This is a genomic window from Mesorhizobium sp. P2_B5 (assembly GCF_056404775.1).
The window spans coordinates 15,316-28,651 of record NZ_JBFUDJ010000006.1; the positions used below are offsets into that span (position 1 = coordinate 15,316).

Consider the following 13,336-nt stretch of genomic DNA (forward strand, 5'->3'; position numbering starts at 1 on the left):
ATGACGCGTAAGCAGAAGCGATTGTCCGTGATCATCGGAGGCCTCGCCTTCCTCGGCGCCGCCACCGGACTGACCTTCTATGCGCTCGGCCAGAAGGCCTCCTATTTCTACATGCCTGCCGACCTGACCACCGCAAGCCTGCAGCCGGGACAGCGCATCAGGCTGGGCGGCCTCGTCGAAAAGGGCACGGTCGTGCGCGGGCAGGGCGCGACGGTTGCGTTCTCGGTCACCGACACGCACAAATCGGTCAAGGTCACCTATACCGGCATCCTGCCCGACCTGTTCCGCGAGGAACAGGGAGTCATCACCGAGGGCAGCTTCGGAACGGATGGCGTCTTTGTCGCCGACAGCGTGCTGGCCAAGCATGACGAACGCTACATGCCCAAGGAAGTGGCCGACGGGCTGAAGGCCAAGGGCGTGTGGCAGGAGAGCAAGAGCGAGTAATGGTTGAAACCGGACATTTCGCGCTCGTCCTCGCCTTCGCGCTGTCGCTGGTGCAGATGCTGGTGCCGCTCATCGGCGCCCGCACCGGCAATCAGCGGCTGATGGCCGTCGGCGAGCCTGTCACGGTTACCGGCTTCGCGCTGACCGCGCTCTCGTTCGCAGCCCTCGCCGGCGCCTATGCAAGCTCCGATTTCTCGGTGGCCAGCATTTGGGAAAACTCGCATTCGCTGCAACCGCTGATCTACAAGATCACCGGAACCTGGGGCAATCACGAAGGCTCGATGCTCTTGTGGGTGCTCATCCTGACCTTCTTCGGCGCGCTGGTCGCCGTCTTCGGCTCCAATTTGCCGGCAACGCTGCGCGCCAATGTGCTGGCCGTGCAAGGGGCGATCGGCGCCACCTTCTTCCTGTTCATCCTGGTGACGTCCAATCCGTTCATCAGGCTCAATCCGGCGCCGATCGAAGGCCGCGATCTCAACCCGGTCCTGCAGGACCTCGGCCTCGCCATCCATCCACCCCTGCTCTATCTCGGCTATGTCGGCTTCTCCATCTGCTTTTCCTTCTCGGTCGCGGCCCTCATCGAAGGCCGCATCGATGCCTCCTGGGCGCGCTGGGTGAGGCCATGGACGCTGGTCGCCTGGATGTTCCTCACCGGCGGCATCGCCATGGGCTCATACTGGGCCTATTACGAGCTTGGCTGGGGCGGCTTCTGGTTCTGGGACCCGGTCGAAAACGCCTCCTTCATGCCGTGGCTGGCAGGCACCGCGCTCTTGCATTCGGCGATCGTCATGGAGAAGCGCTCGGCGCTCAAGATCTGGACGCTGCTGCTCGCCATCCTCACCTTCTCGCTGTCGTTGCTCGGCACCTTCCTGGTGCGCTCCGGCGTGCTGACCTCGGTGCATGCCTTCGCCACCGATCCGACGCGCGGCATCTTCATTCTGTGCATATTGACGTTGTTCATCGGCGGCTCGCTGGCGTTGTTTGCGCTGCGCGCCTCCAGGCTTACGGCCGGCGGCCTGTTCCACCCGATCTCGCGCGAAGGCGCGCTGGTGCTCAACAACCTGTTTTTGACCACGGCGACCGCGACCGTGCTGGTCGGCACGCTCTATCCGCTCGCGGTTGAGGCGCTTTCGGCCGGCAAGATCTCGGTCGGTGCGCCATTCTTCAACCTCACATTCGGCCCGCTGATGGTGCCGCTGCTGGTCGTGGTTCCGTTCGGGCCGCTGCTGGCCTGGAAGCGCGGTGACCTCTATGCCGTCGCCCAGCGCCTGATGGCGGCCTTCGCCGCCGCCCTTCTGGCGATGCTGGTCACCGGCCTGTTCATCGACGGCGCCTCGGTGTTCGCCGCTCTTGGCGTCGGCCTTGCCTTCTGGCTGGTCTGCGGCGCGCTCACCGACCTTGCCGTCAAATCCGGCTTCGGCAATGTGTCGCCGGCCATCATGCTGCGCCGTTTCGCCGGCCTGCCGCGTTCGGTGTTCGGCACCGCCCTGGCCCATCTCGGCCTCGGGCTGACGACGCTTGGCATTGTCGGCACGCTATGCTTCGGCACCGAAAAAATCCTGTCGATGCATGCCGGCGAGAGCGTCGAACTCTCCGGCCACACGCTGCGCTTCGAAGGGCTCTATCCCGCGCAGGGCCCGAACTACAGCGAGGACCGCGGCCGCTTTTCCTTGATCGGCGCCGATGGCGGCATCGCGGCTGAAATCACCTCGGCCAAGCGCTTCTTTCCGGTGCGGCAGACGACCACGACCGAATCCGGCATCGAGACGATCGGGTTCAGCCAGCTCTATCTATCGCTGGGCGACGAGGGCACCGACGGTTCGGTCGTCGTGCGCCTGTGGTGGAAGCCGCTGGTGACGCTGATCTGGGGCGGTGCTCTTGTGATGATGGCGGGCGCGGCAATGTCGCTGTTCGACCGCCGCCTGCGTGTCGGCGCGCCCTCGCGCCGCAAGCCGACAGCTGCCATGCCATCGGCAGGCCTGCCGTGAGCACCAGGTTCTCGCTGGCCTCGCTCGTCCTGCTGCTGACGCTGTTGTTCGCCGGCGCAGCGCAAGCAGTGAAACCCGACGAAGTTCTCGCCGATCCCGCGCTCGAGGCGAGGGCGCGGCTGCTGTCCGAAGGCCTGCGCTGCATGGTCTGCCAGAACCAGTCGATCGACGAATCCGATGCCGACCTTGCCCGCGACCTGCGCATTCTGGTGCGCCAGCGCCTGGTTGCCGGCGATACCGACCAGCAGGTGATGGACTATATCGTTTCGCGCTATGGCGAATTCGTACTGCTGAAACCGCGCTTCAGTCCCCGCAACGCCTTGCTGTGGGGCACGCCGGTGCTTCTGCTTCTGGTCGGCGCCATTTTCATTGTGCTCACCACGCGCTCCCGCCGCTCGCTGGCAACCAAGGCGCTGAGCGCCGAGGAACAGGCGGCGCTGGACAAGATACTGAACGATTAGGCTCGATTCGGCCCTCGGCGATTGGCCGCTATTATCTTGTGTTCCGCTTCGATCAAGGCGTCAATTTCCGCCATCGCTTCTTCATGGGGCACCAAGTGGCCAGCCACGGCATCGGCGATGCCGCGTTTGATACCTTCGATAATGTCGCACTCCCGAATTGTCTTGGTGGTGTTTTGTGTCATGGACCCGCGCACCGTTCGCTGTGCCAGTAGGTGAGCACCGCAAACATTACAAAACTTTCATGCTTCGGAAATGGCGCCGTAATGTGCGCATCGCTATTCCTCTTGTCCGAGGATGCTCTGCCTGAGCCGCATCCAGTGAAAAGAGGATACAAGATCCATGTCTATTGCCCCCAATTCATATTCCCGCACCCGCAAGCGCCTGTTGGCCGCTGCCGCCTCGCTGGCCATTGCCGGTGCCATTGGTTTCGGCGCCGTCACCACCGGCACGGCCCCAGTTCTGGCCGACGCTGTCCGGGTCGAGGCGCCGCAGGTGCCGGGCTTTGCCGATGTCGTCGAGCGCGTTTCGCCCGCCGTGGTTAGCGTCAAGGTCAAGGCCAAGATCGAACCTGCCGCCGATGACGGTTCCGACCAGTCCGATGATCCGGACGGCATGAACAACCTGCCCGACAATCCGCAGCTGCGCCAGTTCTTCAAGCAATTCCGCGGCTTCGGCGACCAGAACGGCCAGTTCGGCAATCGCCGCTTCAACCGTCGCGACCACAACAACGACCAGCCCCGCCCGGTGGCGCAGGGTTCGGGCTTCTTCATCTCCGATGACGGCTATCTCGTCACCAACAACCATGTCGTCGAGGAAGGCTCTGCCTTCACCGTGGTGATGAATGACGGCAAGGAACTCGACGCCAAGCTGATCGGCACCGATCCGCGCACCGATCTGGCCGTGCTCAAGGTCGACGGTGTCGGCAAGTTCACCTATGTCGACTTCGCCGACGATTCCAAGGTTCGCGTCGGTGATTGGGTGGTGGCCGTCGGCAATCCGTTCGGTCTCGGCGGCACTGTCACCGCCGGCATTGTCTCGGCCCGTGGCCGCGACATCGGGGCCGGCCCTTATGACGACTTCATCCAGATCGACGCCTCGGTCAACCGCGGCAATTCTGGCGGACCGACCTTCAACCTCAACGGCCAGGTCGTCGGCATCAACACCGCAATCTTCTCACCCTCGGGCGGCAGCGTCGGCATCGCCTTCGACATTCCGGCCTCGACCGCCAAGCAGGTTGTGCAGGATCTGATGAAGAGCGGCTCGGTGCAGCGTGGTTGGCTCGGCGTCGAAATCCAGCCGGTCACGTCGGATATCGCCGAATCGCTGGGCTTGAAGTCGCAGAACGGGGCTCTGGTCTCCAGCGCCCAGGACGGCGGTCCCGGCAAGAAGGCCGGCATCACCGCCGGTGACGTGATCACCCAGGTCGAAGGCAAGGACGTTGCATCGCCGAAGGAACTGGCTCGCCTGATCGGTGCCTATTCGCCCGGCAAGTCGGTCGACGTCACCGTGTGGCGCGACGGCAAAAGCGAGACGATCAAGGTCGACCTCGGCACGCTGCCGTCCACCGACAAGCAGGCCTCGGCCGACCCGCAGCAGCCTGCAGCACCGGCAAAGCCGGCCGCGCTGGCCGATCTCGGCCTCACCGTCACCAAGTCGGAGAACGGCAAGGGTCTGGTGGTGACCGATGTCGACCCCGACAGCGATGCCGCCGACCGCGGCATCCAGCCCGGCGATGTCATCACCTCGGTCAATTCGACGGAGGTGAACGGCACCGAGGACGTCGCCAAGGCGATGGCCGATGCGGTCAAGTCCGGCCGCAAGGCGGTGCTGATGCAGATCACCCGCGATGACTCGAACCGCTTCGTCGCGCTTCCGGTCGCCAAGGGCTGACATCGAACACTTTTCCAGTGCGGCGGTTTCAACACCCCCGAGCTGCCGCACGGGAAAGCAAGGGGCCGAACGCGTTAGTCAGTCATCGTGTTCTGCCCCCGGCGGCAGCGGGCCCCCATCGCCCGCTGCCGCTCTAACAGCAAAGCATGTCGCCCAAAAGTGCACGGCGGTTTTGGGATAACGACATGCTTGAACGAAAGCTTTTCACGCTCATGGCGGCCCCTCAATCTTCCAGCGAAATCGCGTATAACGGCTCTATGAAGATTCTCGTCATAGAAGACGATCGCGAGGCGGCCGACTACATGCAGAAGGCCTTTACCGAGGCCGGACACACCGCCCATGTCGCCGGCGACGGCGAAACCGGCTTCGCGCTTGCCGATGCCGGCGACTATGACGTGATGGTGGTCGACCGTATGATGCCGCGCCGCGACGGGCTCTCCGTCATTGCCGGCCTGCGCTCGCGCGGCAACACCACGCCGGTGCTGATCCTGTCGGCGCTGGGCGAGGTCGATGACCGCGTCACCGGTCTGCGCGCTGGCGGCGACGACTATCTGACCAAGCCTTATGCCTTTTCCGAATTGCTCGCCCGCGTCGAGGTGCTGAACCGCCGCGCCAGCGCCAGGGAAGCCGAAACCGTCTACCGGGTCGGCGATCTCGAGCTCGACCGTCTCTCCCATTCCGTGAAGCGCGCCGCGCGCGAGATCACGCTGCAGCCGCGCGAATTCCGCCTGCTCGAATATCTGATGCGCCACGCCGGCCAGGTGGTGACGCGCACCATGCTGCTCGAAAATGTCTGGGACTATCATTTCGATCCGCAGACCAACGTCATCGACGTGCATGTCTCGCGGCTGCGCGGCAAGATCGAGAAGGGTTTCGACAAGCCAATCCTGCACACCGTCCGCGGCGCCGGCTATATGCTGAAGAGCTAGAGCATGATCCCAAAAAGTGGGTACCGGTTTTTGGAAAAGATCATGCTCCAACAGAGGGGTAGGTCATGATGAGATTTCAACCAAATCTCATCATGATCTAGACATCCATGGCCCTTTCCCTGCCGGCCATCATGAGGACGACGGCGGCGCGGCTTTCGGCGCTCTATTTTCTTCTTTTTGCGCTGTGCGCCGTCCTGCTGGTTTTCTACATGACGTCGCTGTCGGCGCGGATGCTTACCGGCCAGACGCAGGAAACCATCAATGACGAGGTGCTCGGCCTTGCACGCGCTTATCAGCGCGGCGGTCTGCCGGTGCTGGTGCGCGTGGTCGAGCAGCGCTCGCGCCAGCCCGGCGCCAATCTCTATCTGATCGCCGACGCCAACGGCCAGATCCTGACCGGCAACGTGCAGAGCCTGGAGCCGGGCGTGCTCGAGACCGACGGCTGGACGACGGAGCCATTCTCCTACCGGCGCTTCGGCGAGGGCGAGCTCGAGCGGCAGCGCAATCAGGCTGCCGACCCCAACGGGACGCCGCCCGGCGAGACCGAAGTTCAGGTGGAAGGCGAGAAGGGCCATAATGCCATCGCTTTGGTGCTGCGGCTGCCCAACCAGATGATCATGCTTGTCGGCCGCGATCTCGGCGAACCCGAGCGCTTCCGCGCCGTCATCCGTCGCGCGTTGATGCTGGCGCTGGGCATGATGGGGCTGGGCGGGCTGCTGATCTGGTTCTTTGTCGGCCGCGCCGCGCTCAAGCGCATCGACAGCGTCTCGGAGGCGAGCCGCCGCATCATGGGCGGCGACCTCACGGGACGGCTGCCGGTGACTGGCGCCGGCGATGAATTCGACCGCCTGTCGGAAAACCTCAACACAATGCTGGCCAGGATTGCGACGCTGAACGAAGGCCTCAAGCAGGTCTCCGACAACATCGCCCATGATTTGAAGACGCCACTGACCAGGCTGCGCAACCGCGCTGAGGCGACGCTTTCGGGCAAGCCCAAGACCACCGACTACCGGCAGGCGTTGGAAGGCACGATTGCCGAGTCCGACCAGCTGATAAAGACCTTCAACGCCATCCTGATGATCTCCAGGCTGGAGGCGGGCTATTCCTCGGAAAGCACCAGCAAGGTCGATCTCGCCGCTGCCGTGCGCGATGTCGTCGAGCTTTACGAGCCGGTGGCGGAGGAGGCCGGCGTGGCGCTCGAAACCTCCGTGGACGGGGACTTCACCGTCAATGGTAACCGCGAGCTGATCGGCCAGGCGCTGTCGAACATCGTCGACAACGCCATCAAATATTCAACCGACGCAACTGAGAAGCCGGCCGTGCGCGTTGCGCTACAGCGTGTCGGCCATGACATCCGGCTTTCCGTCGCCGACAACGGCCATGGCATTCCCGATGACGCTGATCGCGCGAGGGCGACCGAGCGCTTCGTGCGGCTGGAAAAGAGCCGCTCGCAGCCGGGGTCCGGCCTCGGCCTCAGCCTCGCCAAGGCGATCATGACGTTCCACAATGGCAAGCTCGAACTTCTGCCCGCCAATCCCGGATTGTCCGTTATCATGAGTTTCCCCGCGCGGGAGGATCACTGATGGCAGTGAGTATGGCTGCGAAACCGATCGAGACCGAATGGCAGCTGCAACTGGCGGCAAAGCTCGCGCCGCTAGATGAGAGCCGCGCCCGCCGTGAACTGTCCGAGATCGCTGGCGACGCCGAGGACGAAGGTCTGCCGCGGCTGGCGAAATTCTTAGGCGGCAAGGGAGCGGCCCAGGATTTTCTCGCTGCGGTCGTCGATCTCTCGCCTTTCCTCCGCGATGTCGCGCGCCGCCGGCCGCAAATCCTCGACGCGCTGTTCGATGACGGTGTCGAGGCCAGGCTGCTCAGCATTGCCGAAGCGATCGGCAATGCTGCCCTTGCCGAGACCGTTTCGGAATCCAGCCTGATGATGGAGCTCAGGCAGTGGAAGGCGGAAGCTCACTTCCTGATCGCGCTTGCAGATCTCTCCGGCGAGGCCGATGCCGCGCTGACGGTCAGGCGTCTCAGCAACCTCGCCGACACCTGCACCCGCGCGGCGGTCGACTTCCTGCTGCGCGAGGCGCACAGCCAGGGCAAGCTCAAATTGCCGGACCCCAACAATCCGGCGGAGCAGTCCGGCTGGATTCTGCTCGGCATGGGCAAACTCGGCGCCCATGAGCTGAATTTTTCCTCCGACATCGACCTTGTCGTCTTCTTCGATCCGGATGCGAAGGCGATCGTCGATCCGCTCGACGCCACCGAACTGTTCGCGCGCCTCACCCGCAGGCTGGTCCGCATCCTCCAGGACCGCACCGAGCACGGCTATGTCTTCCGCACCGACCTCAGGCTGCGCCCCGATCCCGGCTCGACGCCGCTGGCAATCCCGGTCGAGGCAGCACTTCGCTACTATGAGGCGCGCGGCCAGAACTGGGAGCGCGCCGCCATGATCAAGGCGCGCCCCGTGGCCGGCGATCTCGCCACCGGCGAAGCGTTCCTGCGGGAGTTGCAGCCCTATGTCTGGCGGAAATACATGGACTATGCGGCGATCGCCGACGTCCATTCGATCAAGCGCCAGATCCATGCCCACAAGGGCCATGGCGAGATCGCGGTGAAGGGCCACAACGTCAAGCTCGGCCGTGGCGGCATTCGCGAGATAGAGTTCTTCGTCCAGACCCAGCAGCTGATTGCCGGCGGCCGTTTTCCCGAGCTGCGCGGCCGCGAGACCGTGCCGATGCTGGGTGCGCTGGCGGCGCGCGGCTGGATCACCGCCGATGCCCGCGACACGCTCACCCGCCAATACTGGTTCCTGCGCCGCGTCGAGCACGCCATCCAGATGGTCGCCGACGAGCAGACACACATCCTGCCCGACGATGATGAGGGGCTGGAACGCGTCGCCCATATGCTGGGCTTTGCCGATGCCGCCAAATTTTCCGAAGCTTTTCGCGCGGCTTTGCAGGAAGTCGAGCGCCATTACGCTGCGCTGTTTGAGACAGCTCCGGAACTGTCGGCAGGCGTCGGCAATCTGGTCTTTACCGGCGATGTCGACGATCCCGACACGCTGCGGACCTTGCACGGGCTCGGCTTCAAGCGGCCGAGCGACATCTGCCGCGTCATTCGCGGCTGGCATTTCGGCCGCTACCGCGTCACCCAGTCGGCTGAAGCGCGTGAGCGGCTGACCGAACTGACACCGGCGCTGCTCAAAGCCTTCGGCCAGACGCGCCGAGCCGACAAGGCTTTGGTGCGCTTCGACGAATTCCTCGCCGGTCTGCCCGCCGGCATCCAGCTGTTTTCGCTGCTGCAGTCCAATCCCGCTTTGCTGAAGCTGATGGCGACCATCATGGGTGCCGCGCCCCGGCTGGCTGCGATCATCACCAAGCGCCCGCATGTCTTCGACGGTCTGCTCGATCCGGCGCTGCTGAACGAACTTCCCAACCGCGCCTATCTGTCGGCGCGGCTTGCGGCTTTCGTCGAAGGCGACAGGGCCTACGAGGACGTGCTCGACCGTCTGCGCATCTTTGCCTCCGAGCAGAAGTTCCTGATCGGTGTACGCCTGCTCGCCGGCTCGATCACCCCGAGCCGTGCTGGCCGTGCCTTTTCCGACCTCGCCGACCTCACCATCGACGCCGCACTGCAGGCAGTGACGGCCGAATTCGCACTCCGCCATGGCCGTATCGCCGGCGGCACGGTGTCGCTGCTCGGCATGGGCAAGCTCGGCAGCCGCGAATTGACGGCCGGCTCGGATGTCGACCTCATCCTCCTTTACGACCACCACGCCGATGCGGAAGAATCCGACGGCGAAAAGCCGCTGGCGCCGTCGCATTACTACACCAGGGTGACGCAGCGGTTGATCGCGGCTGTCTCGGCGCCGACCGCCGAGGGCGTTCTCTATGAGCTCGACCTGCGCTTGCGGCCATCCGGCAACAAAGGGCCGGTGGCGACCCATGTCGACGCCTTCAAGAAGTACCAGCGCCAGGAAGCCTGGACCTGGGAGCACATGGCGCTGGCCAGAGCCCGCGCCATTGGCGGCGACGCGGCACTGTGCGCCGAGGTCGAAACCGAGGTGGCGGCACTTCTGGCCTTGCCGCGCGACGCCGCCAAGGTGAGGGCCGATGCATCCGAGATGCGCGCGCTGATCGAGAAGGAAAAGTCGCCACGCGATCTCTGGGATATCAAGCTGATCCCGGGCGGCCTGATAGACCTCGAATTCATCGCGCAGGTGGCCGTCATCACCGGCCAGGTCGAAGCCGGCGGAAGGCTGACCGCCACCGGCGAAATCCTGTCGCATCTGGCCCCGGATTTCGCCGACACCGATGTCAGGCAGGAGCTTTGCGAAGCCTATCAACTCTATCTGGCGCTGACCCAGATGACGCGGCTTTGCCTTACCGGCGCATTCGAACGTGACGACGTTCCGCCGGGATTGTCGGATCTGCTTCTGGCGGTGACTGACCTGCCGGATTTCGGTGTGCTGGAAGCACATCTCAAGGAAACGTCGCAAAAGGTCAGAAAGGATTTCGACCTTTTGCTTCGTACGAAAGGGTCGTGAGGGCGTGAAGCGCTGACGGCTGTTTCGGATCGCATCGGGGGTGACGATGCAACAGGAGATATCAATGAGAAAGACAACCGGACTTGCCCTTGCCTTCGTCGCGCTCGCCGGCGCCGTCGGCACCACCGCCTATGCCGAGAACAATGCCAGCGCCAGAATGCGCGAGGGCACGATGATGCGCCTCGACAAGGCTATGGAGGATTCCAACGGCACCATCAGCTTCGACCAGTTTTCCGACGCCATGAACGCACGGCTGAAGAAGCTGGTCGCCGACAATGGCGGCAAGCTCACCGTCGCCCAGCTCGCCGACGCGCTGGAGAAGGCGCGGTTCGAGGAAATGGCCAAGCGCATCGTCGCCCGCTACGACACCAAGGGCGACGGCACGCTGACCACGGAAGACATCACCGGGCGCGAGAAGAAGGTGTTTGCCATGCTCGACCGCAACAATGACGGCAAGATCGAGCGCAACGAGCTGCCGAAGAACGGCCGCATGGGCCGCCACCGCCAATGGGACGGCGGCGACGACAGCATGCAGTGATGTAATGATCTGGGTCCGGCGGCAGAGCCGCCGGATTCTGGAAGGTCTCGTTCCTTCGCGCCCCCCTCCGTCCTGCCGGACAGAGGGGGGCGCTGTCCCGCCAAGCCTTCAAAGATTGCGCAAAAAAATCTAAGCCGCTGCCTTCACCGCCGGCGCTGCCTTCTTCACCGGGATGCGCACCGACACGATCGTGCCGACGCCTTCGGTCGAGCGGATTTTCAGCGCGCCGCCCTGCAACTCGGCCAGTGAACGTGAGATGGCGAGCCCAAGGCCGGAGCCAGCGTGGTTCTTGGAGAACTGGTTCTGCACCTGTTCGAATGGCCGCCCAAGCTTGCTCAGCGCCTCCTTCGGAATGCCGCAGCCATTGTCTTCGATGGTCAGCACCAGCGCGCCCGAAGTGTTGCGGGCGCGCACCGAGATATGGCCGCCCTGGCCGGTGAACTTCACCGCATTCGACAGAAGGTTGATGGCGATCTGCTTGATGGCCCGGCGGTCGGCGAACAGCGTCATCGTATCGGCGATGCGGGTTTCCACCGTGATCGATTTTTCCGCCGCCTGCAGCGAGATTACCCGCACCGTCTCGCGGATCAGCGGGCAGAGATCGATTTCCTCGCGGTCCATCGAGAACTGGCCGGCCTCGATCTTCGACATGTCGAGTATGTCGTTGATGACGCCGAGCAGATATTTACCGCTGCCGTTGATGTCGTTGGCATATTCCTCGTAGCGTGGCGAACCGAGCGGCCCGAACAGGCCCTGTTCCATCAGTTCGGAGAAGCCGATGATAGCGTTGAGCGGTGTGCGCAGTTCGTGCGACATGTTGGCCAGGAATTCGGACTTGGCCCGGTTGGCGGCTTCGGCGCGCTCGGTTTCCTTCATGTATTTGCGGTTGAGCTCGACCAGTTCGCTGGCGCGTTCCTCCTCGGCCCGACGGGCGAGGCTGAGGTCGTGGATGGTCGCCATCAGCCGACGCTCGCTGTCGACCAGCTTTTCCTGGTGCAGTTTGATCTGGGTGATATCGGAGCCAACCGAGACGGTGCCGCCATCCCTGGTCCTCAATTCGTTGACCTGAAGCCAGCGCCCGTCCGAGAGCTGCCGCTCGAAGGTCGCGCCGCCTTGCGGTCCGTTGGTGTTGGCCAGCCGCCGTTCCGAGGCGAAGGCCAGCATGCGCTCCTCCAGCACGGCGCGCGCCGCGCCCGGCATGACGTCGCGGTCGGACAGTCCGTTGTCCTTCTGGAATTTGGAATTGCACATGATCAGGCGCTGGGCGGCGTCCCACAGCACGAAGGATTCGTTGATGTTCTCGATCGCGGTCCTGAGCCGTAGGTCGGCCGCCTCCGAGCGCAACGCCAGATGCCGCTGTTCGGTGACGTCGACGGCAATGCCGATCAGCTGGATCTCAGGCGCTTCCGGGTCGATCACCTGGGCCCTGGCGCGCATCCACACCCACTGGCCGTCGGCGTGGCGCATGCGGAACACCTGGTCGATATGGTCGATCTCGCGCTCGACGATTTTGTTGGCCAGCTCGAACAGGTCGCCGTCCTCGGGGTGGATGATGTCGTCGACCTCGCCGAAGGACAGCATCGAGTTGCAGGGCTCGTAGCCCAGCATGTCGTACATCGAGCGCGACCAGTACATCTTGCCGCGCACCATGTCCCAGTCCCACAGGCCGCAGCGGCCGCGCACCAGGGCCATGTCGATGCGCTGGTGGGCTTCGAGGTAGATGCGGTCGGCCGCCTGCGCGCGCGATGCCTGGCCGAAATAGGCGTAGAGGATGATGATCAGCACACCCGCCGTCAGCACGAACAGCGTGACATTGAGCGACACGGTTTTGCGCCAGCTGTCGAACACCGCTTCCTGCGGCACCAGCACGGCGGCGGCGTTCTTCCTGTCGCGGGTCAGGCTCACCGCCGCGTACCAGTCCTGTCCGCCGATGCTGACATCCATGACGCCAGCGCGGTCGCCGAACATGAACAGGGGCTGGCCGTCCAGCACCAGCCTGTCGAGCGATCGCCCTTGCCAGCCGGTCGAAAGCGGCGACACGGCGATGATCTTGAAGGCGCTGTCGGTGATGACGAGCACATGGCTTCTGCCCATGGCGCCTTGGCGGCTCGTGTTTTCCAGCAGATCGATGGCGCCGCCGGCGGCCGCGTTCGGATCAGCCGAGATTGCGTTCGCCATCTGGCCGGCAGCCAGTCCCAGCACCGCCTTGACGTCGCGCTCGGCCTCGTCGCGCTCGTTCATCAGCGACAGGACGCGCAGTGCGGCGATGACGATCAGGAAGATGATGATGAGCGCCGGTATCGAGCGACGCAGAAGGGGTTCGGCAGCCAGGAGCCGCCGGTAGGCTGGTTCAGCAATGAGCCGCGTATTGCCGGCGAGGCCGTCGCCTCGCGCCTTGCGCCGCTCAAAAGCCGTCCCTTCGGGCGCGCCCCACGCGTCCGCCTTGGCCATAAATGGCACTCCCCGAATTTCCGTACGCTTGACGATCCGGCAACACCGCACGTCCGAATCGTCTGTAAAGAATCAAAGGTGATTCG

Annotated in this window: 10 protein-coding genes; 8 read left to right on the plus strand and 2 right to left on the minus strand. The window is 64.1% G+C overall.

Annotation, left to right across the window (positions count from 1 at the left end):
• From ccmE to AC1D1N_RS20055, 3 genes are read left to right on the plus strand one after another with little or no spacing between them, the layout of a single operon-like run.
• Positions 1-444 (plus strand): cytochrome c maturation protein CcmE, encoded by a 444-nt coding sequence (gene ccmE, locus AC1D1N_RS20045; protein ID WP_436259014.1) that lies wholly within the window; start codon positions 1-3, stop codon positions 442-444.
• Positions 444-2,432, plus strand: coding sequence for a heme lyase CcmF/NrfE family subunit (locus AC1D1N_RS20050; protein WP_477350554.1), 1,989 nt, complete (start codon positions 444-446; stop codon positions 2,430-2,432). The genes ccmE and AC1D1N_RS20050 overlap by 1 nt, the downstream gene beginning before the upstream one ends.
• The gene (locus AC1D1N_RS20055; protein ID WP_477350556.1) at positions 2,429-2,893 is read left to right on the plus strand and encodes a cytochrome c-type biogenesis protein; all 465 of its coding nucleotides are present in this window, start codon (positions 2,429-2,431) and stop codon (positions 2,891-2,893) included. The genes AC1D1N_RS20050 and AC1D1N_RS20055 overlap by 4 nt, the downstream gene beginning before the upstream one ends.
• Here AC1D1N_RS20055 and AC1D1N_RS20060 read toward each other — a convergent pair.
• Positions 2,890-3,075 carry a hypothetical protein gene (locus AC1D1N_RS20060; RefSeq protein ID WP_436261936.1) on the minus strand — a complete coding sequence of 62 codons (186 nt, stop codon included), beginning with the start codon at positions 3,073-3,075 and terminating at the stop codon, positions 2,890-2,892. The two genes, AC1D1N_RS20055 and AC1D1N_RS20060, sit on opposite strands and share 4 nt — an antisense overlap.
• 157 nt (positions 3,076-3,232) lie before the next feature.
• On the opposite strand from AC1D1N_RS20060, the gene AC1D1N_RS20065 reads away from it, so the two are divergent.
• The 5 genes from AC1D1N_RS20065 to AC1D1N_RS20085 all read left to right on the plus strand — a co-directional run bounded on the left by AC1D1N_RS20065 (position 3,233) and on the right by AC1D1N_RS20085 (position 10,799).
• On the plus strand, positions 3,233-4,783 hold the full coding sequence (locus AC1D1N_RS20065) for a Do family serine endopeptidase (protein ID WP_192256622.1): 1,551 nt from the start codon (positions 3,233-3,235) through the stop codon (positions 4,781-4,783).
• A gap of 257 nt (positions 4,784-5,040) precedes the next feature.
• Positions 5,041-5,712, plus strand: a complete 672-nt coding sequence (locus AC1D1N_RS20070; RefSeq protein WP_112564197.1) for a response regulator transcription factor — start codon at positions 5,041-5,043, stop codon at positions 5,710-5,712.
• Between the two features lie 107 nt (positions 5,713-5,819).
• Positions 5,820-7,295, plus strand: coding sequence for a sensor histidine kinase (locus AC1D1N_RS20075; RefSeq protein WP_477350559.1), 1,476 nt, complete (start codon positions 5,820-5,822; stop codon positions 7,293-7,295).
• Entirely contained in the window at positions 7,295-10,261 is a 2,967-nt protein-coding gene (locus AC1D1N_RS20080; protein WP_477350560.1) for a bifunctional [glutamine synthetase] adenylyltransferase/[glutamine synthetase]-adenylyl-L-tyrosine phosphorylase, read from the plus strand. The genes AC1D1N_RS20075 and AC1D1N_RS20080 overlap by 1 nt, the downstream gene beginning before the upstream one ends.
• Before the next feature lie 64 nt (positions 10,262-10,325).
• Entirely contained in the window at positions 10,326-10,799 is a 474-nt protein-coding gene (locus AC1D1N_RS20085; protein WP_436259018.1) for an EF-hand domain-containing protein, read from the plus strand.
• Between the two features lie 129 nt (positions 10,800-10,928).
• Here the strand turns inward: AC1D1N_RS20085 and AC1D1N_RS20090 are convergent, their stop codons facing one another.
• Complete coding sequence (locus AC1D1N_RS20090; protein ID WP_436259019.1) at positions 10,929-13,250, minus strand: PAS domain-containing sensor histidine kinase; 2,322 nt, start codon at positions 13,248-13,250, stop codon at positions 10,929-10,931.
• Between the last annotated feature and the right edge of the window lie 86 nt (positions 13,251-13,336).

Excerpts from the sequence above, each read along its gene's own strand:
- ccmE (WP_436259014.1), top strand. The coding sequence starts at position 1 with ATGACGCGTAAGCAGAAGCGATTGTCCGTGATCATCGGAGGCCTCGCC.
- AC1D1N_RS20050 (WP_477350554.1), top strand. The coding sequence starts at position 444 with ATGGTTGAAACCGGACATTTCGCGCTCGTCCTCGCCTTCGCGCTGTCG.
- AC1D1N_RS20060 (WP_436261936.1), bottom strand. The coding sequence starts at position 3,075 with ATGACACAAAACACCACCAAGACAATTCGGGAGTGCGACATTATCGAA.
- AC1D1N_RS20065 (WP_192256622.1), top strand. The coding sequence starts at position 3,233 with ATGTCTATTGCCCCCAATTCATATTCCCGCACCCGCAAGCGCCTGTTG.
- AC1D1N_RS20070 (WP_112564197.1), top strand. The coding sequence starts at position 5,041 with ATGAAGATTCTCGTCATAGAAGACGATCGCGAGGCGGCCGACTACATG.
- AC1D1N_RS20075 (WP_477350559.1), top strand. The coding sequence starts at position 5,820 with ATGGCCCTTTCCCTGCCGGCCATCATGAGGACGACGGCGGCGCGGCTT.
- AC1D1N_RS20080 (WP_477350560.1), top strand. The coding sequence starts at position 7,295 with ATGGCAGTGAGTATGGCTGCGAAACCGATCGAGACCGAATGGCAGCTG.
- AC1D1N_RS20085 (WP_436259018.1), top strand. The coding sequence starts at position 10,326 with ATGAGAAAGACAACCGGACTTGCCCTTGCCTTCGTCGCGCTCGCCGGC.
- AC1D1N_RS20090 (WP_436259019.1), bottom strand. The coding sequence starts at position 13,250 with ATGGCCAAGGCGGACGCGTGGGGCGCGCCCGAAGGGACGGCTTTTGAG.